This window comes from Serratia nevei, assembly GCF_024160145.1.
Classification (GTDB): domain Bacteria; phylum Pseudomonadota; class Gammaproteobacteria; order Enterobacterales; family Enterobacteriaceae; genus Serratia; species Serratia nevei_A.
On the sequence record NZ_JAMYWQ010000002.1, the window covers coordinates 63206 to 87959 of the forward strand.

17 protein-coding genes and 1 tRNA gene are annotated in these 24754 nt (G+C 58.5%); 15 read left to right on the top strand and 3 right to left on the bottom strand.

The annotated features are described in order from the left end of the window. Positions 1–37 precede the first annotated feature (37 nt). The 7 genes from sbnA (at position 38) to M6G53_RS02210 (ending at position 12072) form a co-directional block, all read left to right on the top strand. Positions 38–1144, top strand: a complete 1107-nt coding sequence (gene sbnA / locus M6G53_RS02180) for a 2,3-diaminopropionate biosynthesis protein SbnA (RefSeq protein WP_223294889.1) — start codon at positions 38–40, stop codon at positions 1142–1144. 39 nt (positions 1145–1183) lie between these two features. Next, a complete protein-coding gene (gene sbnB, locus M6G53_RS02185) occupies positions 1184–2203 on the top strand; it encodes a 2,3-diaminopropionate biosynthesis protein SbnB (protein WP_048234426.1) in 1020 nt (339 codons plus the stop codon). 12 nt (positions 2204–2215) lie between these two features. Continuing rightward, positions 2216–2959: an AzlC family ABC transporter permease gene (locus tag M6G53_RS02190; RefSeq protein ID WP_038877973.1), complete on the top strand. Its 744-nt coding sequence runs from the start codon at positions 2216–2218 to the stop codon at positions 2957–2959. Continuing rightward, entirely contained in the window at positions 2956–3282 is a 327-nt protein-coding gene (locus M6G53_RS02195) for an AzlD domain-containing protein (protein WP_038877975.1), read from the top strand. The genes M6G53_RS02190 and M6G53_RS02195 overlap by 4 nt, the downstream gene beginning before the upstream one ends. 9 nt (positions 3283–3291) lie before the next feature. Then, entirely contained in the window at positions 3292–4875 is a 1584-nt protein-coding gene (locus M6G53_RS02200; protein WP_253328571.1) for a condensation domain-containing protein, read from the top strand. Positions 4876–4889: 14 nt separating this feature from the next. Then, positions 4890–11384 carry a non-ribosomal peptide synthetase gene (locus tag M6G53_RS02205; protein WP_253328572.1) on the top strand — a complete coding sequence of 2165 codons (6495 nt, stop codon included), beginning with the start codon at positions 4890–4892 and terminating at the stop codon, positions 11382–11384. A 235-nt stretch (positions 11385–11619) separates the two neighbouring features. Beyond that, the gene (locus M6G53_RS02210) at positions 11620–12072 is read left to right on the top strand and encodes a ParB N-terminal domain-containing protein (RefSeq protein ID WP_148874384.1); all 453 of its coding nucleotides are present in this window, start codon (positions 11620–11622) and stop codon (positions 12070–12072) included. A 151-nt stretch (positions 12073–12223) separates the two neighbouring features. Here M6G53_RS02210 and M6G53_RS02215 read toward each other — a convergent pair. The 3 genes from M6G53_RS02215 to dpiA all read right to left on the bottom strand — a co-directional run bounded on the left by M6G53_RS02215 (position 12224) and on the right by dpiA (position 16297). Beyond that, positions 12224–12299, bottom strand: a tRNA-Asn gene (locus M6G53_RS02215). 114 nt (positions 12300–12413) lie between these two features. After that, positions 12414–15509, bottom strand: a complete 3096-nt coding sequence (locus tag M6G53_RS02220; RefSeq protein WP_253328573.1) for a beta-galactosidase — start codon at positions 15507–15509, stop codon at positions 12414–12416. Positions 15510–15610: 101 nt separating this feature from the next. Continuing rightward, positions 15611–16297, bottom strand: a complete 687-nt coding sequence (gene dpiA / locus M6G53_RS02225) for a two-component response regulator DpiA (RefSeq protein ID WP_253328574.1) — start codon at positions 16295–16297, stop codon at positions 15611–15613. A 313-nt stretch (positions 16298–16610) separates the two neighbouring features. Here dpiA and citC point away from each other — a divergent pair, with 313 nt between their 5' ends. From citC to agp, 8 genes are all read left to right on the top strand, one after another. Further along, positions 16611–17681 (top strand): [citrate (pro-3S)-lyase] ligase, encoded by a 1071-nt coding sequence (gene citC, locus M6G53_RS02230; protein ID WP_253328575.1) that lies wholly within the window; start codon positions 16611–16613, stop codon positions 17679–17681. Then, positions 17681–17989: a citrate lyase acyl carrier protein gene (citD, locus tag M6G53_RS02235; RefSeq protein ID WP_019452464.1), complete on the top strand. Its 309-nt coding sequence runs from the start codon at positions 17681–17683 to the stop codon at positions 17987–17989. Before citC ends, citD begins: the two co-directional genes overlap by 1 nt. Further along, positions 17973–18893, top strand: a complete 921-nt coding sequence (gene citE, locus M6G53_RS02240; RefSeq protein WP_253328576.1) for a citrate (pro-3S)-lyase subunit beta — start codon at positions 17973–17975, stop codon at positions 18891–18893. The genes citD and citE overlap by 17 nt, the downstream gene beginning before the upstream one ends. Continuing rightward, complete coding sequence (gene citF / locus M6G53_RS02245; RefSeq protein ID WP_253328924.1) at positions 18893–20398, top strand: citrate lyase subunit alpha; 1506 nt, start codon at positions 18893–18895, stop codon at positions 20396–20398. The genes citE and citF overlap by 1 nt, the downstream gene beginning before the upstream one ends. 3 nt (positions 20399–20401) lie before the next feature. Further along, a complete protein-coding gene (gene citX, locus M6G53_RS02250; protein WP_253328577.1) occupies positions 20402–20950 on the top strand; it encodes a citrate lyase holo-[acyl-carrier protein] synthase in 549 nt (182 codons plus the stop codon). Next, the gene (gene citG, locus M6G53_RS02255) at positions 20931–21815 is read left to right on the top strand and encodes a triphosphoribosyl-dephospho-CoA synthase CitG (RefSeq protein WP_253328578.1); all 885 of its coding nucleotides are present in this window, start codon (positions 20931–20933) and stop codon (positions 21813–21815) included. The genes citX and citG overlap by 20 nt, the downstream gene beginning before the upstream one ends. 25 nt (positions 21816–21840) lie before the next feature. Beyond that, positions 21841–23304 carry an anion permease gene (locus M6G53_RS02260; RefSeq protein ID WP_253328579.1) on the top strand — a complete coding sequence of 488 codons (1464 nt, stop codon included), beginning with the start codon at positions 21841–21843 and terminating at the stop codon, positions 23302–23304. A gap of 146 nt (positions 23305–23450) precedes the next feature. Then, entirely contained in the window at positions 23451–24680 is a 1230-nt protein-coding gene (gene agp, locus M6G53_RS02265) for a bifunctional glucose-1-phosphatase/inositol phosphatase (protein WP_253328580.1), read from the top strand. Positions 24681–24754 lie beyond the last annotated feature (74 nt).

Sequence of the window (24754 nt, forward strand, 5' to 3'; positions counted from 1 at the left end):
TATAATGTGTAATGGTCTGCTTTTTTATTGACGAAAGGTGGAACTGTGCTATCTATATTTACCGTTTATCAAGTTGTTAACGTTTTTAACATTATTTTTTCTTGCAATTCATGTTGTGCAGGGAAGGTTGGGCTTACTTGCGTTGCGTGAATGGTTCAGCTTGGGGGCTGGCAAATTGATCGCGAATTCTCCAATGGAGTTATTGATTTCAAACGTTTTTATAAAACTGTCTGTTGCGAAGCATTTCCAGGTTAACCTGAAGTTAGAGGGGTTGTCCGCGACGGGCTCTATCAAGGTGAAATCAGGTTTGCGAATGATTTCACAGCTGGAGCAGCAAGGCCTGTTGCGAAAAGGCATGAAAATCATTGAAAGCTCATCCGGAAATCTTGGATTAGCGCTTTCGATGATTTGTGCCGCGAAAGGTTACTCCTTTACTTGCGTCAGCGATCCGAACATTTCCCCGCAAACCGCGCGTATCATCCAGGCTTACGGTGCGAAATTAATCATCGTAAAAGATCGTGATGCGAATGGCGGTTATCTGGCGACACGCATTAACCTGATCAAATCGTTGTTGAAACAAGACGCTGATTTGCTGTGGGTTAACCAGTACGAAAACGAAGAGAATGTTCACGCGCATTACTGTTCGACCGCTCCGGAGATTTTGGCGCAGTTTCCCGAGCCCGACTATGTCTTTATCGGGGCGGGGACGACGGGAACGCTGGGAGGCGTGTCCCGTTACCTTCGGGAGAAAGCGCCGAAAACAAAAATCATCGCCGTTGATAGCCAAGGATCCATCACGTTTGGTCAACCGGCAGGCAAACGTTTAATCCCGGGATTAGGGACCAGTAATCCACCTGCGATCCGTCAATATTCCAGCTTCGACGAGCTGTTGATGATCCCTGAACTCGATACGGTGCGGATGTGCCGACAGCTTGCGCAACAAGGCATGTTACTGGGGGGATCCTCGGGAACGGTGCTATGTGGTGTGCAACGTTATGCCAGCGCCATTCCGCCAGGAGCCTGTGTGGTAGCGATATCGCCTGATATGGGCGATCGTTACGTCGATACGCTTTATAACCCCGATTGGGTCAACGAGCATTTTCCCGAAATGCAGGGTTATGAAAAATGCGCTATCGCCATTTAACCCATTTTTATGTCCTCCAGTCTCATTAAAAGAGTCTCTATGCAAACAACAACATCCATGCCTGCATTCCATGTCATTGGCGCGAAACAGATCGCCGAGTGGCTGGAGCAGAACCCTGAGTCCGTATTCGACGCGGTACAAGATGCTTATCTGCAACATGCCGATGGCCGCACGGTGAGCCCTGACAGCTATTTTCTGCGTTTCCCTGACAGTACGCGCAATCGCATTATCGCTTTACCTGCTTCTATCGAGAGCGCCGCGCCGATTGCCGGCATCAAATGGATCGCCAGCTTTCCCGGCAATATCGAAAAAGGGCTGGATCGCGCTTCCGCCGTATTAATCGTCAATGATCGCGAAACGGGTTATCCCCGCGCGTGTTTGGAAGGCAGTTTAATCAGCGCCGCTCGCACCGCTGCTTCGGCCGCGTTGGGTGCGCACTACCTGCACTCAACGCCAGGGAAGGTCAAACGCCTCGGCGTAATCGGCTGTGGCCCGATCGCTTATCACACCTTGGCCCTGTTGGTTAAATTAGGCTGGTGCATTGATGAGCTGTATGTGGCTGATTTATCTGAGCAACGCAGCCAGCTGTTTCGTGATAAATGCGCCAGCTTCGTGGGGAAATCAACGGCCGCTTCGTTGGAGGCCACGGTGACTCAGTCGGATATGGTTCTCATGGCAACCTCTGCGACAGAGCCTTATATCACTTCGCCGGAATGGTTCAGCCATGCGCCGACGGTATTGCATATGTCATTGCGGGATTTGGCGCCCGAAGTGATCCTGTCTGCGCAAAACTTTGCGGACGATATCAGCCACAGCCTGAAGGCGCAGACATCGACACATCTGGCCAGCCAACAGGTGGGGCATCATGAATTTATGGCCGGCGGTATCGCTGCCGTTATTCGCCGGCAAGTGGCTCCGGATAGTCATCGCACACGCATTTTCTCTCCGTTTGGCATGGGCATTCTTGATTTGGCGGTAGCGCAACGCATTCTGGATTCTATTGATGAGAAAAATATGGTCAACGTTGCTGAATTCTTCCCGGTGCCTTATGCACAATAAGAAAGAGGTGAGATGATGGTGGGTTCGAAAAAGAAAGAGTGGCGGCTCGCCTTTAAGCGATCGTCCCCTTTCCTGATATCCGCGACGCTTTCGGGGATTGTGTTTGGCGCCTTGGTCATTGCCGGGGGGCTTACGGTCATTGATGGGCTGGTCATGTCCGGCTTTATCTACTCAGGCGCAGCCCAGTTTGTGGGGTTGCAGCTGATCGTTTCACATACCAGCCTGGCTGTTGCGCTGCTGACCACACTGCTGCTCAGCCTACGTTTCTTCCTCTACTCCATTTCTTTGATCGATGAAGTGAGGTCGATACCCGTAGCCTATCGCATCATGTTGGCATTCGGTTTGATTGATGCGGTATTTGTGATGGCGAAGGAGCGTTTTAATGAGCCGGGAACGCAGTCGGAAAAAAACACGTATTTTATGGCGTGTGTACTGATCTTTTACTTTAACTGGATCATCGGCACGGCAATTGGACTGTTTCTGGGGGATACCTTAGCGCATTACGCGGCGCAGTACGGTCTGGAGTTTATTACCTATGCCACCTTTGTGGCCATGCTGGCGCCATACTTGAGAGTGGGCAGAAATATTTACGTTTCCCTGGTTGCCTTGGCGACTTATATCTTGACATATCAGGCACCCTATAATCTTGCGATTCTGATTTCCTGTGTGGTGGCGGTCGTTGTAGTTAAAGTAAGCGAAATGATAATCAGCCAAAGGAAGGTAAGACAGCGTCCTTCAGCGGAGGATGCAAAGTGAGCCATGTCATGCAGGTTATTTTACTCATGGGTGTCACGGTATTTGCCGTCAGGAGCGTCGCGTTTATTTTCGCAAATTATATTTCGCTACCGAATGTCGTCAAGGATGCACTCGAGCTGTTGCCTCCCGCAATTTTAACCGTGATTATTGCCAGTGGTGTTTTGGTTAACCCGACAACCGCTAAGCTGGACATTTCTTTTACTAATTATGCACTGGTTGCGATATTGATTACTTTACTTATATCCAGCAAAGTGAAGAATTTTTTTGCTGTGATCGCAAGTGGTTATGCGGTTTATTTCTTACTTTCTCAATTCATAGGATAAGGAGGTCATATGGCGGCGACAGAATCGGCATTGCGGTCATTGTTGACTGAATTATTTCCTCATGCGGCGGCGGATGTTGTGCTGAAGGAGAACCTCATCCATCTCGGGGGGGATTCTATTATGGCTGCTGCATTAGCTTCCCGCCTTTATCAGCTTTGGTCGATGAAATTTTCCGTTAAGTCGATCCTTCAGTTGGAGAATTTCGCTGGCCTGATGGCGTACTTGCCGGCTCAGACGGTTGAACGTGAAGCAGAAAAAGAGGTGATAAATACACGAGATGTGTACCGTCAAACTGACGGACAGAAGATGGTCTATCTTGAGACATTCCGGCGGCCGAACACGACGGCTTATAACATTCCTGTTATTGCTGAACTGCCTATCGCGCTCTCACCGCTGGTGGTGCAACAGGCGTTACAAAAGGTTGTGAAATGCTTCCCGGCGATCTTCACTCATTATTATGATCTCGATGGTGAATTTTTATTTCGCTATTACGAAGCAGAAACGATTCCGTTGATTGTCTACGACAATCAACAACAGGCTGCACAGCAGTTTGTTCAGCCTTTCGATTTAAGCAAGGATTGTCTGCTTAGAGCGGCTGTCGTACCGTTCGATGGCGATGTAACTCAGGTCATGCTGGATTTCAGTCATATCATTGCCGATGGGCTATCAATAGGACATTTCATTCGTCGGCTGAAAGCGGCTCTGTATCAGAAATCGTTTGAAGGCACCGCGAAAACCATCTTTGATTTTAGCCGCTGGACGGAAACGGCAATTTATCAGGCGAAGTTCTCTGATGCGGCGGCATTCTGGCATGACTGCCTGGGTGAGAAAAACCTCCGTCCGCGCTGGCCGGGCATGCGGCAAGCGTCTCATACGATGGGCTATGGGATTCAGCAAGCGCCAATCGATGCCTTGCTCGCGGCGGATATTCGTCAAAAAGCGGAGCAACATCAGGTTACCGCATTTACGCTGTTTTTATTGGGTTGGTCTCTGCTGCAAAGTGAAGTGACGGGCGCCTGGAACAGCTGTGTTGGCTTAGTGGCGTCCGGCCGTACCGAGCCGGAGTACTACGACACTTTCGGCATGTTCGTCAATACGCTGCTGCTTCCCGTGAACTTCAATGCAGAGACTTCACTGCAGGAGGCGTTGAGTGGTTTGGCGGAGCGGACCGCAGCCATTTTGGAACATCAGCATTATCCCTTTGCCCGGCAAGTCGGCGCATTGCAAAAGGGTGACGACTCACCGTCACCGTTAGATGCATTATTTGCCTTTCAAAATATTGATTATCAAAAAATAGAGATTTTTGGCGGGCGCTTTAGATCCTTTCATCAGGCCAAGAAGATGGCGCAGTTCGGCACGGTAATCCAGATATTTGATTTGGGTGAACAAGGATATGACATTCAATGGGAGTACGCGCCAGAGCGATTCTCGCCAAAAATGGTAAGCGGTTTTCTCTCTCATTATCAATCCATCATGAGCAATATTGCTCACGCCGAAAGCTGTCATACTTTGCAGCAGCTTCTTGTTATAGATGTGGCTAATACGTCTCCCTGTGTCGATTTGAATGTGGCTGAGTTTAACTTTGGTATCTAATTCTTAGGTGAGTGATGAATACATACAGCAGTTCTGATGAATTTAATATCTCCGTTATGAAACATTATCAGGCGTCTTTCTCAAACACCTGGCATCCTGCAAAGTTTCCGGTAATGCCTGGTTATCCCGCCGATAATGGGGTCTGTGAAAAAACACTGTCCGAAGAGACATTGGCGCGTTTAATGAAAATCACCAATGGCGACCTGGTGAATATTAGCGCGGTTATTTCCGTTGCCTTAACGCATTTAGTTCATTATTACAACCCATCGGATTATCCTTTGGCCATCGGCTATTCTTTACAGCGGCCTGATGACGAAAAGGCAAACGATTTCGTTTTGCTGTCGCCGTTATTTGAGGATGATAAAAGCGGCGCCGAGCTGATTGTCAGTCAAAGGCAAAAAATGTTGGCGGTCTTGGCGTGCGGCGCCACCCGCTTTAGCGCGATTCAGGCTGCATTACCAGCAGATAGCTCGCAAAACATGTTCGCGCTGCAACTTAGCGTTCGTACCCATGACGGTCATGCCGTCGAGCGGTTTGAACGCGCGCTTCTGATCGACTTTTGCCTTAACGACAATGCGACGGTTCGTCTGATTGCCGATACGCAGCTTTATCCTGCCACTTACCGTGAATCTATTCTCAATAATCTGCTCGCGTTGCTTGCGGCCATAACGGCCAGCCCCGGCACTGCCCTTGCTCAAATCCCGATTGCCGATGAACAAGAATTGCGGCGCGTGATGCATTTTTCCCAAGGGGACACGGTGCCCTATACCGCTACGGCGCGTTTGGAACATTGGCTGGAGCACTGGGCAAACCGGGATGCACAACGCGTGGCGTTGATTGCCGATGGCGTCCGCTGGAATTACCGGCAGCTTAATGAGCAAGCCAACATTATTGCCAACAACCTCATTCGCCGTGGCGTGTCGGAAGGGGATAAGATTGCGATCATGCTGCCGCGCAGCGCCGAGATGATCGCGGCCATATATGGTGTATTGAAGGCCGGCGCCGTCTACGTGCCCGTTGATCCCAACTATCCGGATAATCGCCGTCACTATATTATTGAAGACAGCCAGGCGAAGTTCGTTCTGGTGAATGAGCGTCATGAGGCTCGGGACAATGCGTTATGCATTGCGGATTTCTCTGTCCTTGAGGGTGACGCCGGCAATCCGGCAGTGAGCGGTGATGCCAAGGCGTTAGCCTATATGATCTATACCTCCGGTTCGACAGGTAACCCTAAAGGGGTAATGATTGAGCATTGCTCGGTCTTTAACCGAATAGAATGGATGCAGAATCAATATCCGCTGGGGCCAGGGGATGTGATCTTGCAGAAGACACCCATTTCTTTTGACGTATCGGTATGGGAACTCTTTTGGTGGGCGCTGAGCGGCGCGACGGTCTCTCTGTTGGCGCCCGGCGGAGAAAAGGATCCTTCCGCGCTGCTGGCGAGCATCGCTCGCGATAAAATCACCCATTTGCATTTCGTGCCGTCAATGCTGGATGCTTTTCTCAATGCAATTGAAGCGGGAGAAGGCGAGGCGGAACTTACCCAGTCGCTGAGAACGGTTTTCACCAGTGGCGAGGCGTTGACGCTACACCAATCCGCACGATTTTTTGCCTTGGTTGCGCCGTGGAATGACTGCCGTCTGATCAACCTTTATGGCCCCACGGAAGCGACCGTGGACGTGACCTATTATGCGTGTCGGGCCGATGAATCTCGCGCTTCCGTACCCATCGGTAAACCGATCCAGAATACCGGTATTTTAATATTGGATAAGAATAATCAGCCTGTCCCTTTGGGGGTGGCGGGAGAGCTGTGCATCAGCGGTGTTAACCTGGCGCGTGGCTATTGGAATCGTGAGGAGCTAACAACGGAGAAGTTTTGCCAGCTTCCAGCCCCGCTGGGGAGACGCGTTTATCGTTCCGGCGATCTGGTGCGTTGGTTGGCGGATGGCGAGATTGAATATTTGGGGCGCATAGATTTCCAGGTAAAAATCCGCGGTTATCGGATTGAACTGGGCGAAATCGAAACCGCTATACTGCGGTACAAGCCCGTGCGCGATGTTCGTGTCATCGCCCTGATGCGTGAAGACGGCAGTAAATATCTCGCTGCGTATCTCTTACCCGGCGAAGGATATCGGGAGGCTGAGTTGCGGGAGTATTTAAGCGCCAATCTTCCGGAGTTTATGGTGCCGCCGTGGTTGGTGGTGATGAGCCACTTCCCGTTGACGCCGAATGGAAAGCTGGATCGTGCGCAGTTACCTAATCCGCTCAAACGCGCCTCGGCCGCAGAGCGGATATTGCCGCAAACAGAAAGTGAGCGGCAACTCGCGTCAATTTGGTGTCAGGTGCTGGGGCTGGACAGCGTTGGCATCCATGACAGTTTCTTTAGTCTGGGGGGCGATTCGATCACCTCTTTGAGCGTGATCAGTCGGGCGCGCAAAATTGGCATGGAAATCAGTTTCCAAACCATGTTCAGCTACCCGACGATCGCCGCAATCATCCCGGAAATCAGTGCGGTGAAGGGTAAAAGCACTGAGGAATATCAGCCGTTTAGTCTGTTGTCTGAGGAAGAGCGGCAGAGGTTACCGGCAAATATTGACGATGCTTACCCGTTGTCGATGTTGCAGGCGGGTTTAATTTTCCAAAGCGAACTGCAAAAAGGCGCTTCCTGGTACCATGACATTCAGGTTTACCCGTTGTCGGGCGCCTTTAATGCCGGGGCATTCACGCAGGCCGTGACGCAGATGTTGCAAGAACACCCGATATTGCGCACCAGTTATCATTTGCAAGGCTTCAGCCAATTTGTGCAAATGGTTCACGCGGCGGTGCCGCTGCCGCTGTTTATTAAAGACTGGCGGCAGATGGGGCGCCGGGAGCAAGAGGCGGCGTTTGAGTCGTTCCTTGAGGAAGAAAGCCATTATCAATTCAACTGGGAACAGCCGGGATTAATCCGCATCCATGTCGTCATTCTTTCAGATGAGTCTTTCCGCTATGTATTAAGCTTCCATGATTCTGCGTTGGATGGCTGGAGTATTAACCTTTTCCACACCAAGCTATTGCGTTATTACCACCAATACAGGGAAGGGGGACGGCCCGCCAAGGTATTTCACGATGATTTCCTGCGCAAATATGTCTCTTTGGAGCAAGCTGCGCGCAGCAATGAGACGCATCGCCATTTCTGGCAGCAACAGCTTAGCGGCTATGAGCCGATGCCGCTGCCGCGTTTACGCGTCAAAAACCACGACATTCCCACCATCGAATATCATGATATCGCTATTTCTTCATCGCTTTCCCACGGACTGCGAGAAGTGGCGGCGCGTCTGAATGTGCCGTTGAAGAATGTCTTGATGGCCGCACATTTGCGCGTGCTTAGCTTTATCGCCAACACTGAAAATGTGATTACCGGTTATGAACACAGTGGCCGTCCTGAAGAGGAGGGGGTGGATCAGGCTATTGGCCTCTTCCTGAACTCGATACCCTTCCGCACGACGTTGACGGAAGCGGAAAGTTGGGAGGCGCTCATTCTGCGAGTTCATCGGCAAGAAGCGGAGTTCCTGCCTCATCGCCGCTATCCGATGGCGGAGATGAAGCAAATCGTCAATACGACGGAAACGCTGTTTGAGTCAGTGTTTAACTTTACCCACTTCCATATGCTGAAAGAATTGCAAAGCCTGCCAGGCATGCAAACGTTGGATGTCCGCGTGCGTGCAGAGACCGAGTTCGTGTTGCGCGCTGAGTTCTCGCAAAATGCTTACACTGACCAGGTTCAACTGAGTTTGCATTACCACAGCAATGAGTATGATGCGGAGCACATTGAACGCATCGCTGCCTATTATGCCGGGGCGTTGCAGGCTATTGCTTCGCAACCGCAGCAAGCCTATTTGAGCTGCATGCTGATGTCGGCGGAAGAGGCGCTTTTGCTACAGCAGATTGGGCAGGGCGAGCAGCGGCCGCTGCCTGAAGAGGGCATGATTCAACGCATTTTGGCGCAAGCCGAAGAGTGTGCGGATAAGCCGGCGTTACAAGATGAGAAACACGCGCTGAATTATTCGCAGTTTGCGCAGCAGTGTCGGACTTTGGCCCTGCATTTGGCCGGCGTTGGCGGCCAGCAGCGGCAGCAGGTTATCGCTGTGAGTTTGCCGCGAAGCGTGGAGTGGATCGTGGCAATGGCGGCCATCATGGCTTCTGGCAACGTCTACATGCCGCTTGATTTGGATAACCCTGATGCTCGCCTCCTGGAGCTGCTGAACGAGGGGCAGGTCACGCAGGTCGTCTGTGATGCGGAACAAACGCAGAGGCTGTCAGGGATCATTGCCCGGTTAGGGGCGCCGATCAATCTGGTTTGCTATGGTGATTATCCTGCGTCAGAGCAGGCGGCGGAATTACGGCTGCCGGCCGCGCAGGAGTTAGCGTATGTGCTGTTCACATCCGGTTCGACGGGCAAACCCAAAGGTGCGTTGCTGGAGCATCGCGGAATGTTGAATCATATGCTGGCTAAGATTCAGGATCTGGGCATGAACGCTGCGGATGTTTTGGCTCAGACAGCGCCGGTTACTTTCGATATCTCCGTCTGGCAAGCGTTAACGGGGCTATATACTCAGGCGAGTACCGTCGTGTACGGCAAACAGAAGCAGCTTGACCCCGCCGTTTTCTGTCAACGGCTTAAGCAGGACGGCGTGACCATTCTGGAGGTCGTTCCCTCTTATTTCGCCATTCTGCTGGAGTATCTGGAGCAAACTCCGTGCGATTTGGCACCGTTGCGCGTATTGCTGCTGACCGGTGAGGCTTTGAAGCACGAACTTGTCATGCGGTGGTTTGCGCTGTACCCGGAGATAAAGCTGATCAACGCCTACGGGCCAACCGAAGCCTCCGATGACATTACCCATCACGTTTTTACTGCGCCACCGGGCGATGCCATTGTGCCGATTGGCAAACCTGTTCAGAACATGTGGATTCATATACTGAATAATCAGGGGCAGGCGGTACCCTTTGGCAGCGTGGGAGAAATCTGTGTGACGGGCATCGGTATTGGCCGGGGTTACATCAACAGCCGGGAGAAAACGGCTCAGGCCTTTGATTTTGCCCATCCGTTAGGCGCATGGTCGACTGGCAGGCTGTACCGCACCGGTGATATCGGGAAATGGCGCACGGATGGCACCCTGGCTTATCTGGGGCGTAAAGACGAGCAGGTTAAAATTCGCGGCATGCGCATTGAAATCGGCGAAATAGAAAACGCGTTACAATCCGTGGCCGGCGTGCTCAATGCCGCCGTTGTATTGGACGTGCGCGACAACAGGGAACGCTTGATCGGCTTTGTTCAGGGCGATGACGATGTGGCCGCCATCAGGCGTCAGGTTGCCGAGTTGCTGCCGGCATTCATGTTGCCGGATCGGTTGTTCCACTGTCATCAAATACCGCTGAATGCCGCAGGTAAAGTGGACAAAAATCAGCTGCGTTTTCTTGCGTCGACGCTGAGCGTCTCTGACGCCGAACAGTGGCAAGCGCCGGCAGGCGACGCCGAAAACGCGTTGGCGTCACTCTGGGCTGATGTCCTGAACGTGCCGGTAGAAAGCATCGGTCGGAACAGCGATTTCTTTGCGCTCGGCGGGAATTCCCTGCTCGCCATGTCGGCCGCCATCCGTTCAGCAGGGCGTTTTTCTCTGGCGGATATCTTTGCCTTGCGCACCCTGGATAGGTTGGCGAACGCACAGGCAAGCACCACGGATAATGTGCTGCAGGCGTTAACCCCGGAGAAGCGCGAATCGGTTCTGGTTTGCTTCAGTTATGCCGGCGGTAATGCTGTTAACTTCCAAAATGTGGCCAATGCATTGTATCGGCTCACGCAGACTACGGTATACGGCGTAGAGCCTCCGGGTAACGATCTGTCTCGCCGTGAAGGGGTCGTTGCGTTGTCCGAACTGGTCAGCCGAAGTCTCAAGGCGCTGCAGCAACGCGGTATTACGCGAGTCAGCGTATGGGGGCACTGCTCGGGGACTGGGGCCGGCGCGGAATTCATTCGCCAGGCGCCGCAGTTCGGAATAGGTGTCGATCAGTTGGTGGTGTCCGGCAAGCTATTGCGCCCCATCGAGGTACTGGAGCGGCAGATGGAAGAAACGCGGCAGATGACCGATGCTGAGATCGTCCATTGGCTGGAGAGTGTCACGGGATTGGCGCTGGACATGAAAGGGCAAGCTGAAGTCACGCCTCGATTGGCTGCTGCCTATCGTAACGATGCGATTGGCGGCAATGTGTCCTTGAAGAAAGTGTGGCAAGAGCGCGTGTCCGACAGCGACGCAGCACCTCTCCCAGTGTTGTGTCTGTTGGCGGATGACGATCCTTTAACGCAGGATTGGCAAAATATCGTTGAAAACTGGAAGCAGGTGAGCCCTCAGTTGAGCGTGGAGCGGCTTGCGGAAGGGGGGCATTATTTTATAAAGACGCAGGCTGAGCAGGTCGCCAATATCCTTGTGGCGCGTTTAGCCCTGGGAAAAAGGGTGCAGGTTGAGGCATAAACCGTAGCGCCTTCAATATTGCAGAGAGCTTCTCTTATTGAGGAGCTTCTCTGCAAAAGGATAAATCCGTGAGCGATTGGCATTTCGTCTACCGCAAAGGGACCTGCGAAATCGTGAGGTTAATCGTCAAAGAGCAACACGGGTTTTAATTCTCTTATGGTCTTTTTTTTATTCCTTGGCTGCTCTCGCATTGGCAGAGGCCATTGGTCGTTTATAGGATGACAGAGAAAATATCATGGCTAATATTCTGGACGCTAAGAAAAATATGGATTCTTTCAACGTGGTGTTATTGGATCCGCAACGGCTTTTACCGACAGAAGAGTTTATTGAGGAGCGGGTAATACAGGTCGAGCAGGATATTATTCGTGAGGGGCGTTGGCTTAAGCCCATTTTAGTTGAACGAACCTCTTTGATTATCATGGATGGGCATCATCGCCGAGAGTTTGCGAGGCGCCATTCGCTGAGGCGGGTGCCTTGTCTTTTGCTGGACTATTCACAAGTAGAGCTGAGTTCATGGCGCGACGAATTTGATCTTCACCCTGAAGAGGTGATCGCCCGGGGGTTGCAGCGCCGTTTATATCCGGCAAAAACGACGCGTCATGTGGTGCATGCCGCGGCGGATATTCTTTGCCACTATCCATTATCGGAACTGGAGCTGAAAAATGTCACCTATCAAGGTGTAGAATAAAAGCGCGGAGCATGAGAGTGGCGGTGCCAGGATGCCGCAATGAAAGAACGCGCGTCGTGCGAACCGGAAACGGCGGAGTACCTGAGGGAAACCGACAACACGCCGGCAAAGAAAAAAACCAGATGCCCTGAGGTATCTGGTTTCTTAAATTTGGCTCCTCTGACTGGACTCGAACCAGTGACATACGGATTAACAGTCCGCCGTTCTACCGACTGAACTACAGAGGAATCGTTTGAACGGGGCGAATAATAGCGAGGCGCCGTCGGCATGTCAAAGGCGGATTACACATTCTGTGACTGTTTGCTTACAGAATGCGCAACCCGTTGAGTTTTTTGGCAGATTTAGCTCTCGGGCGCCCGCTGCAGGCGCAGCTGATAGCGGTAAACGCCGGCGGTCAGCAGGTAATCCCGGTGCACGCTCGGGCTCCAGGAATCGTCGCCGCCGACCCCCATGTGGAAGCCGTCCAGATGCAGCCAGGTGCCTGCTTCCGGCTGCAGCAGATGCTGGTGGCTGCAGGCCATCAGCTGTTGCAGGCCGTAGCGGCTGAGCGAGAAGTGGAAGCGGCCGTCGATGCGCCAGCCGCCGTAGCGCAGGCTGCGGGTGTCGCAGCGCAGGCCGTTCTCGCCGGGGAAAATATACGGCGTGTGCAGATCCGCCAGCGGCAGGCGCCAAAGCCCGTGCTGCGCGGCCAGGCGGCGATCCGGGTAGTTCTCGTGCGGGCCCAGGCCCAGCCATTCCGCCTGCGGTTGCACCGCCGCCAGTTGGCAGTGCAGGCCGATGCGCGCCGGCGGCGGAAGGGTGTCGGCCACCTCGACCTCCACGTTTACGCTCACCGCGCCCAGCGCGTCGAACAGCCACTGTTTGCGGCTGATCAGCAAAATCTGCCCGTCCACGCCGAACTGGTGTTCGCTCACCACCTGCACGCCGCTCTGGAGCGCATCGGCCTGCAGCCGCGTGCAGCGTTCCTCCAGCCGGTACAGGCCCGCCAGCTTCCAGCGTTCGACCCAGGCGTTGGGATCGATATGGTGCGCTTCGCTGACGCCGATGTCGTTATCGATCGGCGCGCGCGCAAAACCGTCGCGCAGCGGCGTCAGCAGCTGCGGCTGCTCATTCTGCCACCACTGCGTCAGGTGGCCGCTGCTGCGCTCGAAGCGCCAGCGCTGGTCGCCGTGGGTGAGGGTCAGCCCCTGATCGTCTTCAATCAGCGTGGGCGGCACGCCCTGCGGCGGCGGCGGTGCGGGATGCAGCGCGCGCGGCACCCGCCACTGATCCCAGGCGCAACGGTGGTGCGCTTCGGACCAGTCGGTGGCCTGCGGTTGCACCACCTCCACGTTCAGCCACAGCTCGCCGGGCTGGTGCAGCATCGGCAGGCGATCGAGCAGGGTGAAGCTAGCGCTGCCCTGCGGCGGCAGCGCCAGATCGAGGCTGCCGCTGGCGCGCTCCACGCCGTCCAGTTCCAGCCGCCAGTTGAGCTGCTCGTTGTCGGTGTGGCGGAACAGGTAATCGCTGGTGACGGTCAGCGTCAGCGAGGCGGCGTCGAAGGCAAAGCGGAACAGCTGCTGCGCCCGCTGCGCTTCGAACAGCGCCGGGTGCGGGGTGCGATCCGCGAACACCAGCCCGTTCAGGCAGAACTGGCGATCGTTGGGGGTATCGCCGAAGTCGCCGCCGTAGGCCCAGTACTCTTTTCCCTGGGCGTCGCGCTTAATCAGCGCCTGATCGACCCAGTCCCAGACAAAGCCGCCCTGTAGGCGCGGATAATGGTGGAACGCGCGCCAGTAGCGCTCAAAGCCGCCGAGGCTGTTACCCATCGCATGGGCGTATTCGCACAGGATCAGCGGCCGCTGTTCCTCCGGCAGACCGATCCACTTGCCGATCGCCCATTTGGGCACCGCCGGGAACGGCTGATCCTGATCCACCCGCGCATACATCGGGCAGATGATGTCGGTGGCGGCGGTGTCGGCGCCGCCGCCTTCATATTGCACCGGGCGGGTCGGATCCTGGCTTTTCACCCAGCGGTACAGCGCGTCGTGGTTCACGCCGTGGCCGGACTCGTTGCCCAGCGACCAGATAATGATGCAGGGGTGGTTGCGATCGCGCTGCACCATGCGGGTGACGCGCTCGCTCATCGCCGGCAGCCACAGCGGATCGTCAGCCAGGCGGTTCATCGGCTGCATGCCGTGGGTCTCGATATTGGCTTCGTCTACCACGTAAAGCCCATAGCGGTCGCACAGCCGGTACCACAGCGGGTGGTTGGGATAGTGCGAGCAGCGCACCGCGTTGAAGTTGTGCTGCTTCATCAGCAGGATATCGTGACGCATCGTCGCCTCGTCCATCACCTGGCCGTGGCGCGGATGATGCTCGTGGCGGTTAACGCCGCGGATCAGCAGCGGCTGCCCGTTGAGCTTCAGCAACCCGCCGCTGATTTCTACCTGGCGGAAGCCGACATCATAGGCTTCTACTTCGATAATCTCCCCCTCGGGTGAGAGCAGGGCGACGGTGGCGCGATACAGCGCGGGCGTTTCGGCGCTCCACAGCGCCGGGCGTTCCACCGGCAGGCGCAGCGTGACGCGATCGTCATAGGCGCCGCGCTCGTCCACGATCTCGCTGCCGAGCGGCTGGGTGCGTTCGGCCACCCGCGCGCCATCGCGCCACAGCTGAACCTGCACCTGCACCTGCAGCGGGCCGGGCCGGCTGGCGCGCGCCGTCACCACCAGTTCGCCGCGGGTAAAGCTGTCATGCAGCGGGGTGGTGATGCGCACATCGCTCAGGTGCGCGGCGGGTTTGTGCAGCAGGCTGACGTCGCGGAAGATGCCGCTCATGCGCCACATGTCCTGATCTTCGAGATAGCTGCCGTCGCACCAGCGCAGCACCATCACCGCCAACCGGTTTTCTCCCGGCTGCAGCCACGGGCTGAGATCGAACTCCGCCGGCAGGCGGCTGTCCTGCGAATAGCCGACCCAGTGGCCGTTGCACCACAAATAGAACGCCGAGTTGACGCCGTCGAAGATGATGCGCGTCTGGCCGGCGGCCAGCCAGGCCGGATCGACGCTGAAGGTACGCGAGTAGCAGCCGGTGGGGTTGTCTTCCGGCACGCGCGGCGGATCGACCGGGAACGGGTAGCGCACGTTGGTGTAGATCGGCGAATCGTAGCCGGCGAGCTGCCAGTTGCCCGGCACCGCCAGCGGGGCGGCGTCCGGCAGATCCTGCTGTAGCCAGCCTTCCGGCGCCGCTTCTGGGCGCGGGAAATAGCTGAAGTGCCACTCGCCGTTCAGCGACCTGCGGCTGGCGCTGGGGGTATCGTCGCGCGCGTCTTCCACCGTGCGCCAGCTGGCGAACGGTGGGTGGGCATCCAGCCGGCGGTAATGGGTGCAGGCCGGGTTTTGCCAGTCACGGCGGGCGAGGATCTCGGTCAGGGAAGCAAGGGGCGCAGCAGGCATCGGCGATCGTCCAGTTGGCAGGTGATGCTCACCAAGATGCTGACCGATGCGCAAAAAGTAAAGCGGTTACACGCAACCTTGCAAGGGCGATCAAATAACCGTTAATGCGGTTCGCCGGCGCGATAGATCCGCTGTGGGCGGCCCACTTTGCCGTAAATGATCTCGGCGCGCAGCTGCTGCGCGGCGGTGCAAAACTCCAGGTAACGGCGCGCGGTGGTGCGGCTGAGCCCCATTTCTTGCGCAACGCTTTCAGCGGTGTGGCGCGCGGCGGGTTCGGCGAACAGCGCGCGGATCTTGCCCAGCGTCAGTTCGTCGATGCCGGCGGGCAACGCCGCCTGCTGTTCGCTGCGGGCGTAGGTGTTGAACATCTCGTCGATGCGGCGCTGGTTGAGGCGCGCTTTGTCCTTCAGCGCTTCGCGGCGCTGGCTGAAGCGCTGCAGGGTCTGGCTCAGCCGGTCATAGGCCAGCGGTTTGATCAGGTAGTCGAACACGCCGTAACGCAACGCCTCGGCCACGGTGGCCATGTCGCTGGCGGCGGTGATGAACACGATGCCGCCGCGATACCCGCTCAGCGTCAGTTCGCGCAGCAGGGTGATGCCCTGGCCGTCGGGCAGAAAGTTGTCCAGCAGGATCAGGTCCGGCTTGAAACGCTCGGTCATGGCGCGCGCCTGCGCCAGGGTGCCGGCCAGCCAAATCTGGCGGCAGCCGCCGTTCTGGCGGATAAACTCCGCGTGCATCTCCGCCAGCGGCGTTTCGTCTTCAACGATCAGGATGTTCAGCCATTCCATAGTGCGGCCCGTAATTGCAATAAAAATGCTAAGTGAATGTAAGTGAATTGCGGCGTTGAATAAAGATTATCTCAATAATAAACACCATAAGATTAATTAAGTAAATAAAGAACATTAAATAACTTATTAACCGGAATCGGTTTGTGAATTAGGTCAATAATCCGCGTTTTTTTTCTGTTTACCATTAATTTATCGAGCGCAGAGTTGTATTTATCTTCATGGTTTTTAAGGTTTTAATTACCCTTGTTGATGTTAATTAAAATGCCTTTTTGTATTTAATTTGTTGTTTGCCAGTTAACCCAGAGAGCGTGTTATGTTAGGCGATGCCGTATTTAATCGGGTAAAGCGATCGGATCATAAAGCGATTTCGGAAATAAGCGCCTTCTTGCGCAGTAACGATCTGAATATCGACACCACGGTTGAAATATTTATTACCGTTACCCAGCACGACAAATTGGTCGCCTGCGGCGGCATCGCCGACAATATTATCAAATGCGTCGCCATCAGCCCGCTGATGCGCGGCGAAGGGTTGGCGCTGGCGCTGGCGACCGAGCTGGTGAACCTGGCCTACGAGCGCCACCACACTCAGCTGTTTATCTACACCAAGGTGCAGAACGAGCCGCTGTTCCGCCAATGCGGTTTCTACCCGATCGCCACCGTGCCGGGCATCGTGGTGCTGATGGAAAACAGCCCGTGCCGCCTGCAGCGCTACGCCGCCCAGCTGGCGAGCCAGCGCCGGCCGGGCGACACCCTCGGCAGCATCGTGATGAACGCCAACCCCTTCACCCGCGGGCACCAGTATCTGGTGCGCCAGGCGGCCAAACGCTGCGACTGGCTGCACCTGTTTCTGGTGAAGGAAAACACCTCGCGCTTCAGCTATGACGATCGGCGCCGGCTGGTGCTGGCCGGCACCGCCGATATCCCCAATCTCACGGTACACGAAGGCTCGCAGTACGTGATCTCGCGCGCCACCTTCCCCTGTTACTTCATCAAGGATCAGGGTGTGGCCGACGACTGTTACACCGAAATCGATCTGAAGATCTTCCGCCAGTATTTGGCGCCCGCGCTGGGCATCACCCACCGCTTCGTCGGCAACGAGCCGTTCTGCGCGGTGACCGCGAAATACAACCGCGACATGCGCTACTGGCTGGAAACGCCGGCGCTGCCCAGCCCGCCGATCGCGCTGGTGGAAATCGAGCGTTTGCAATATCAGGGCACGGCGATCTCCGCCTCCTGGGTGCGCAAGCTGCTGGCGGCGGGGGACTTCCACGCCGCCGCGCCGCTGGTGCCGCCGGACACCCTGTACTACCTGCAGGATCTGCAAACGCAGCGCCGGGCCAAGGCGGCCCCGCATCCTTTTGAGTCCGCACAATCAGGTGAATGATGAAAATTATCCGAGAAGCAATGGCCGGCACGCTGGAATCCAGCGATGTCATGGTGCGCATCGCGCCCGCCGAGGGGCCGCAGCACGATCTGTTGATCGCCAGCAGCGTGGAAAAACAGTTCGGCGCGGCGATCCGCCACACCCTGCTGGAGGTGCTGCAGCGTTATGAGGTGGAGCCGGTGCAGGTGATCGTCGACGACAAGGGGGCGCTGGACTGCGTGCTGCGCGCCCGGTTGGAAACCGCGCTGATGCGCGCCTGCGAGGGCGGCCAACTGCCGTGGGAGGCGAAAGATGAAAACGCTGAATAAAACCCGGCTGCGCCGCAGCATGCTGTTCGTCCCCGGCGCCAACGCGGCGATGGTCAGCAACGCCTTTATCTATCAGGCCGATGCGCTGATGTTCGATCTGGAAGACTCGGTTGTCCTGCGTGAAAAAGACGCGGCGCGCCGGCTGGTATACCACGCGTTGCAGCATCCGCTGTACCAAGAGGTGGAAACCATCGTGCGCGTCAATGCGCTCGACTCCGCCTATGGCCTGGCGGACTTGCAGGCGGTGGTGCGCGGCGGCGCGGACATCGTGCGCTTGCCGAAGACCGACAGCGCGCAGGACGTTGTCGACATGGAGCGCGAGATTGCCGCCATCGAAGCGGCCTGCGGGCGGCCGGTCGGCAGCACCGGGCTGCTGGCGGCGATCGAATCGGCGCAGGGCATCACCAACGCGGTAGCGATCGCGCACGCTTCGCCGCGGCTTATCGGCATCGCTCTGGGGGCGGAAGACTACGTGCGCAACCTGCGCACCGAACGCTCGCCGGAGGGCATCGAGCTGCTGTTCGCCCGCTGTTCGCTGCTGCAGGCGGCGCGCGCCGCCGGCATTCAGGCGTTCGACACCGTCTATTCCGACGCCAATAACGAGGCCGGCTTCCTGCAGGAAGCGGCGCTGATCAAACAGCTCGGCTTCGACGGCAAATCGCTGATTAACCCGCGCCAGATTGAGCTGCTGCACAACCTGTACGCGCCGACCGCCAAAGAGGTGGCGCACGCGCAGCGGGTGGTGGACGCCGCCGAAGCGGCGGAGCGGGAAGGGCGCGGCGTGGTGTCGCTCAACGGAAAAATGGTCGACAGCCCGGTGATTGAACGCGCCCGGCTGGTGCTGGAGCGCGCCGCGCTGTCCGGCTTACGGGAAGAACCGGCGCAGCCCGGGGAGGAAGCATGATGAACCGCCAACAACGATTGATGACCTTCGCCAACCCGGCGGATCTGCCGGGCTATCAGGAGGTGTCCAAAGCCAACCTGCAGGCGCGCAAACCGCGCGATCTCAAGCTGTGCGACTCCTTGCAGGAAGCGGTGCGCCGCAGCGGGCTGCAGGACGGCATGACCATCTCCTTCCACCATGCGTTTCGCGGCGGCGATTTGACGCTCAACCAGGTGATGGAGACGCTGGCGGCGATGGGGTTCCGCAACCTGACGCTGGCCTCCAGCTCGCTCACCGACTGCCATGCGCCGCTGGTTGAGCATATCCGCCACGGCGTGGTGAGCCGCATTTATACCTCCGGGCTGCGCGGCCCGCTGGCGGACGCCGTTTCGCGCGGCCTGCTGGCGGAGCCGGTGCAAATTCACTCGCACGGCGGCCGGGTCAACCTGATCGAATCCGGCGAACTGAAGATAGACGTGGCCTTCCTCGGCGTGCCGGCCTGCGATGAGTTCGGCAACGCCAACGGCTACAGCGGTGAAGCCTGCTGCGGCTCGCTCGGCTATGCGCGGGTGGACGCCGAGGCGGCGGGCACCGTGGTGCTGTTGACCGAGCAGCTGGTGCCGTATCCGCATCATCCCGCCAGCCTGGCGCAGGATCGGGTGGATCTGATCGTACAGCTGGAGCGGGTGGGCGACGCCGACAAGATCGGCGCCGACGCCACGCGCATGACCTCGAACCCGCGCGAGCTGCTGATCGCCCGCCGCGCCGCCGAGGTGATCGCCGGTTCCGGCTACTTCACCGAAGGCTTTTCGCTGCAAACCGGCACCGGCGGCGCCTCGCTGGCGGTGACCCGGTTCCTGGAGGACAAGATGCGCGCCCGCGGCATTCGCGCCGCGTTCGCCCTCGGCGGCATCACCTCGACCATGGTGGATCTGCACGAGAAAGGGCTGATCGGCAAGCTGCTGGACGTGCAGAGCTTCGATCGGGCGGCGGCGACCTCGCTGGCGCGCAACCCGCGCCATATCGAAATCAGCGCCAACCAATACGCCAACTTCAGTTCCAAGGGCGCGTCGGTCGATCGGCTCGACGTGGTGGTGCTGAGCGCGCTGGAAATCGACACCGGCTTCAACGTTAACGTGCTGACCGGCTCCGACGGCGTGCTGCGCGGCGCGTCCGGCGGCCACTGCGACACCGCCGCCGCCGCGCGGCTGGCGATCATCGTTGCGCCGTTGGTGCGCGGGCGCATCCCGACGCTGGTGGAGCAGGTGACCACCTGCGTCACGCCGGGCTCCAGCATCGATATTCTGGTGACCGATCACGGCATCGCCGTCAACCCGGCGCGGCCGGAGCTGGCGCAGCGCCTGCGGGCGGCCGGCCTCGAGGTGGTGAGCATCGACTGGCTGCGCGCCCGCGCGCTGCAGCTGACCGGCGAACCGCAGCCGATCGCCTTTACCGACAAGGTGGTGGCGGTGGTGCGCTACCGCGACGGCTCGGTGATCGACGTGGTGCATCAGGTGGCGGAGTAAGCGATGGCCGCCGTCGATCCCCAACTGGCCGCCGAACGCGCGGTCAGCCTGCCGGCGCTGCTCACCAGCCGCGAATGCCGTCAGGCGCGCCAACAGGCGTGGCTGGCGCAGCACGAGTGCACGCTGCTGGTGCTGACGCTGGTGGTGCCCGGCCCGGTGAAGGACAGCGCGCTGACGCGCGGCATCTTTAACCTGGGGTGGGCGGCACTGCTGCGGCTGTGCGCCGAACAGGGTTGGCCCAGCCCGCAGGCCGAGGCGCTGGCGCTCTCCACCGGCTGCGAAGGGTTTGTGGCGCTGCGCGCCGACGCCCAGCGGGTGAAAGATTGCGCCATGCAGCTGGAGGTGAGCCGCCCGATCGGCCGGCTGTGGGATATCGATGTGCTGGATACGCAGGGGCGCATTTTGTCGCGCCGCGACATTGGCCTGCCGGAACGGCGCTGCCTGCTGTGCGGCCAACCGGCCAAGATCTGCGCCCGCCAGCGGCGGCACAGCAGCGAGCAGTTGCTGCATGAAATGGAAAGGATGTTCAACGATGCGATCTCTGCCGATTAACCTGCCTGCCCGCTGCACCGAGCCGGCCTGCGACTTCGCCCGCGCCGCTTTCCGCGCGCTGCTGGTAGAAGTCAACCTCACGCCCAAGCCGGGGCTGGTGGATCGCCATAACACCGGCGCCCACCGCGACATGGATCTCGGGCATTTCTACCGCAGCGCCCGCGCCATCGGCGTGTGGCTACCGCGCTTTATCCAACGCGGGCGCGAAGACGCCGCTTTGCCGGCAGAGCAGCAGCTGGCGCGGCTGCGGCCGCTCGGCCTGGCCTGCGAAAACCAGATGTTTCGCGCTACCGGCGGCATTAACACCCACAAGGGCAGCGTGTTCTCGCTCGGGTTGCTGTGCACCGCCTTCGGCCGCCTGCAGCAGCAGGGCCGCGCCATCGGCGCCGAAGCGCTGTGCGCCGAGGTGGCGGCGATGTGCCGGGGGCTGGTGGATCGCGAGCTGCGGCGCAACAACGCCGGGCAGACCGCCGGCCAGCGGCTGTTCGCCGCGCACGGGCTGAGCGGCGCGCGCGGCGAGGCGGAGGCCGGTTTCCGGCTGGTCATTGACGGCGCGCTGCCGCTGTATCGGCAACGGCTGGCCGGCGGCGGCGGCGAACAGCGGGCGCTGCTGGACAGCCTGCTGTGGCTGATGGCCCACAACGACGACACCAACGTCGCCTCGCGCGGCGGCCTGCACGGGCTGCGCTGGCTGCGGCGCCGGGCGGCATTGCTGCTGGCGCAGGGCGGCTCGGCCGGGGAGGCGGGCCTGGCGCGCCTGCGGCGCTTCGATGCCGACTGCATCGCCCGCAACCTCAGCCCCGGCGGCAGCGCCGACCTGTTGATAGTGACCTGGCTGCTGGCGCAGCTGGGTGCCCAAGAATAATAACCAAGCCTTCAGGAGAATCCCTATGTCCCAAACCCAGGAAAAGATCTGGAAAGCGATAGCGCCGCTGGCGGTGCTCGCGATCCTGTTATTGATACCGGTGCCCGACGGCATGCCGCCGCAGGCCTGGCACTACTTCGCCATCTTCGTGGCGATGATCGTCGGCATGATTCTGGAGCCGATCCCGGCCACCGCCATCAGCTTTATCGCGGTGACCGTCAGCGTACTGAGCGCCAACTGGGTGCTGTTCGGCGCGCAGGAGCTGGCGGAGCCGGGCTTCAAGGCCGGTAAAGAGGCGCTGAAATGGGGGCTGGCGGGCTTCTCCAGCACCACCGTCTGGCTGGTGTTCGGCGCCTTTATCTTCGCGCTGGGCTACGAGGCCACCGGGCTGGGGCGGCGCATCGCGCTGTTCCTGGTGAAGTTCATGGGCAAGCGCACGCTGACGCTGGGCTATGCGGTAGTGATCATCGATATCCTGCTGGCGCCGTTCACGCCGTCCAACACCGCGCGCACCGGTGGCACGGTGTTCCCGGTGGTGAAAAACCTGCCGCCGCTGTTCGATTCCTTCCCCAACGATCCCTCTTCACGCCGCATCGGCGGTTACCTGATGTGGATGATGGTGGTCGGCACCAGCATCAGCTCCTCGATGTTCGTCACCGGCGCCGCGCCGAACGTGCTGGGCATCGAGTTCGTCGGCAAGATCGCCGGGGTGCACATTAGCTGGATGCAGTGGTTCCTGGCGTTCCTGCCGGTCGGCCTGCTGCTGCTGATCATCGCGCCGCTGATCTCCTACTACCTGTACAAACCGGGCGTGACCCACAGCAGCGAAGTGGCCGCCTGGGCGGATAGCGCGCTGGGGGAAATGGGCAAGCTGACGCGCAAGGAATACACCCTGATCGGCCTGGTGCTGCTCAGCCTGTGCCTGTGGGTGTTCGGCGGCAAAATGCTGGACGCCACCGCGGTGTGTCTGCTGGCGGTGTCGCTGATGCTGGCGCTGCACGTGGTGTCGTGGAAAGAGATCACCAAATATTCCAGCGCCTGGAACACGCTGGTTAACCTGGCGACGCTGGTGGTGATGGCCAACGGCCTGACGCGTTCCGGCTTTATCGACTGGTTCGCCCAGACCATGAGCACCCACCTGGACGGCTTCTCGCCGAACATGACGGTGGTAGCGCTGGTGCTGGTGTTCTACTTCGCCCACTACCTGTTCGCCAGCCTGTCGGCGCACACCGCCACCATGCTGCCGGTGATCCTGGCGGTCGGCAAAGGGCTGCCGGGCGTGCCGATGGAGCAGCTGTCGATGCTGCTGGTGCTGTCGATCGGTATCATGGGCGTGCTGACGCCGTACGCCACCGGGCCGGGGGTGATCATCTACGGCTGTGGCTACGTGAAGTCGAAAGACTACTGGCGCCTGGGCGGCATTCTCGGCGTGGTGTACATCGCCGCGCTGCTGCTGATCGGCTGGCCGATCATGAGCCTGTGGTACTGAGTTGAAGCCACGCGGCCACCGCCCGGTGGCCGCGGTTACGATCCTTTCCCGTGAACCCTGTCACACACTTGTCACACTAACCCCGCCATCATACTCGGGCAAACGCTAACACCTTAAAAATAATCATTTTCCGGGAGCCTCTGCGGATGAGAAAAAAAACGCTATTGCTGTGCCTGCCTTTGTTATTCACCGGGAACGCGCTGGCGGAAGCCGGCGGTTATCAATTGGAACAGGTGCTGGTGATGAGCCGCCATAACCTGCGCGCGCCGCTGGCCAACAACGGCAGCGTGCTGGCGCAGTCTACGCCGAAGGCCTGGCCGGCCTGGGAAACGCCGGGTGGCCAGCTGACCACCAAGGGCGGGGTGCTGGAAGTGTATATGGGGCACTATTTCAACGCCTGGCTGAAGCAGACCGGCCTGTTGCCGCAAGAGGGCTGCCCGACCGCCGGCAGCGTGTACGTCTACGCCAACAGCCTGCAGCGCACGGTGGCCACCGCGCAGTTTTTCAGCAACGGCGCGTTCCCCGGCTGCGACGTCAGCGTGCACCATCAGGACAAGATGGGCGAGATGGATCCGACCTTCAACCCGAAAATCACCGACACCAGCGAGGCCTTCAACCAGCAGGCGCTGGCGGCGATGAACGCCGCGCTGGGCTCGCTGAAGCTGGACGCGGCTTACCAACAGCTGGCGAAGATCATCGACTACCAGGATTCCGCCGCCTGCAAGACCGACAAACACTGCGATCTGACCAAAGAAGCCAGCGTGATGAGCGCGGTGCCGGGCAAAGAGCCGGGCGTCTCCGGCCCGCTGCGGGTGGGCAACTCGCTGGTGGACGCCTTTATGTTGCAGTATTACGAAGGTTTCCCGATGAAAGAGGTGGCCTGGGGCAAAATTGCCACTCCGCACCAGTGGCAGCAGTTAGCGCAGCTGAAAGACGGCTATCAGGACTCGCTGTTCACCTCGCCGGTGGTGGCGCAGAACGTCGCCAAGCCGCTGCTGACCTACATCAACAACGCGCTGCTGGGCGAGCGCAAACCGGACGCGCCGAAGCTGACGGTGCTGGTCGGCCACGACTCCAATATTGCCTCGCTGCTGTCGGCCATGCAGTTCCAGCCGTATCAGCTGCCGCAGCAATACGAGAAAACGCCGATCGGCGGCAAACTGGTGTTCCAGCGCTGGCGCGACGCGCAGAACGGCCGTGAATTGCTGAAGATTGAGTACGTCTACCAGTCCACCGAGCAGCTGCGCAAGGCAACGCCGCTGACGCTGCAAACCCCGCCGCAGCGGGTGACGCTGGCGCTGAAAGGCTGCCCGATCGACAAAGACGGCTTCTGCGCCTGGCGCGATTTCGAGAAGACCATGAAAGGCATTCTATAATGCCCAGCCTCTCTCACGAGCGCGGGGGAGAGGCGTAGGCGCGGCTGCCGGGGGATTGTGCTTGAATCCCCTCA

Excerpts from the sequence above, each read along its gene's own strand:
- sbnB (WP_048234426.1), top strand. The coding sequence starts at position 1,184 with ATGCAAACAACAACATCCATGCCTGCATTCCATGTCATTGGCGCGAAA.
- M6G53_RS02190 (WP_038877973.1), top strand. The coding sequence starts at position 2,216 with ATGATGGTGGGTTCGAAAAAGAAAGAGTGGCGGCTCGCCTTTAAGCGA.
- M6G53_RS02200 (WP_253328571.1), top strand. The coding sequence starts at position 3,292 with ATGGCGGCGACAGAATCGGCATTGCGGTCATTGTTGACTGAATTATTT.
- M6G53_RS02205 (WP_253328572.1), top strand. The coding sequence starts at position 4,890 with ATGAATACATACAGCAGTTCTGATGAATTTAATATCTCCGTTATGAAA.
- M6G53_RS02210 (WP_148874384.1), top strand. The coding sequence starts at position 11,620 with ATGGCTAATATTCTGGACGCTAAGAAAAATATGGATTCTTTCAACGTG.
- M6G53_RS02220 (WP_253328573.1), bottom strand. The coding sequence starts at position 15,509 with ATGCCTGCTGCGCCCCTTGCTTCCCTGACCGAGATCCTCGCCCGCCGT.
- dpiA (WP_253328574.1), bottom strand. The coding sequence starts at position 16,297 with ATGGAATGGCTGAACATCCTGATCGTTGAAGACGAAACGCCGCTGGCG.
- citC (WP_253328575.1), top strand. The coding sequence starts at position 16,611 with ATGTTAGGCGATGCCGTATTTAATCGGGTAAAGCGATCGGATCATAAA.
- citD (WP_019452464.1), top strand. The coding sequence starts at position 17,681 with ATGAAAATTATCCGAGAAGCAATGGCCGGCACGCTGGAATCCAGCGAT.
- citE (WP_253328576.1), top strand. The coding sequence starts at position 17,973 with ATGAAAACGCTGAATAAAACCCGGCTGCGCCGCAGCATGCTGTTCGTC.
- citF (WP_253328924.1), top strand. The coding sequence starts at position 18,893 with ATGAACCGCCAACAACGATTGATGACCTTCGCCAACCCGGCGGATCTG.
- citX (WP_253328577.1), top strand. The coding sequence starts at position 20,402 with ATGGCCGCCGTCGATCCCCAACTGGCCGCCGAACGCGCGGTCAGCCTG.
- citG (WP_253328578.1), top strand. The coding sequence starts at position 20,931 with ATGCGATCTCTGCCGATTAACCTGCCTGCCCGCTGCACCGAGCCGGCC.
- M6G53_RS02260 (WP_253328579.1), top strand. The coding sequence starts at position 21,841 with ATGTCCCAAACCCAGGAAAAGATCTGGAAAGCGATAGCGCCGCTGGCG.
- agp (WP_253328580.1), top strand. The coding sequence starts at position 23,451 with ATGAGAAAAAAAACGCTATTGCTGTGCCTGCCTTTGTTATTCACCGGG.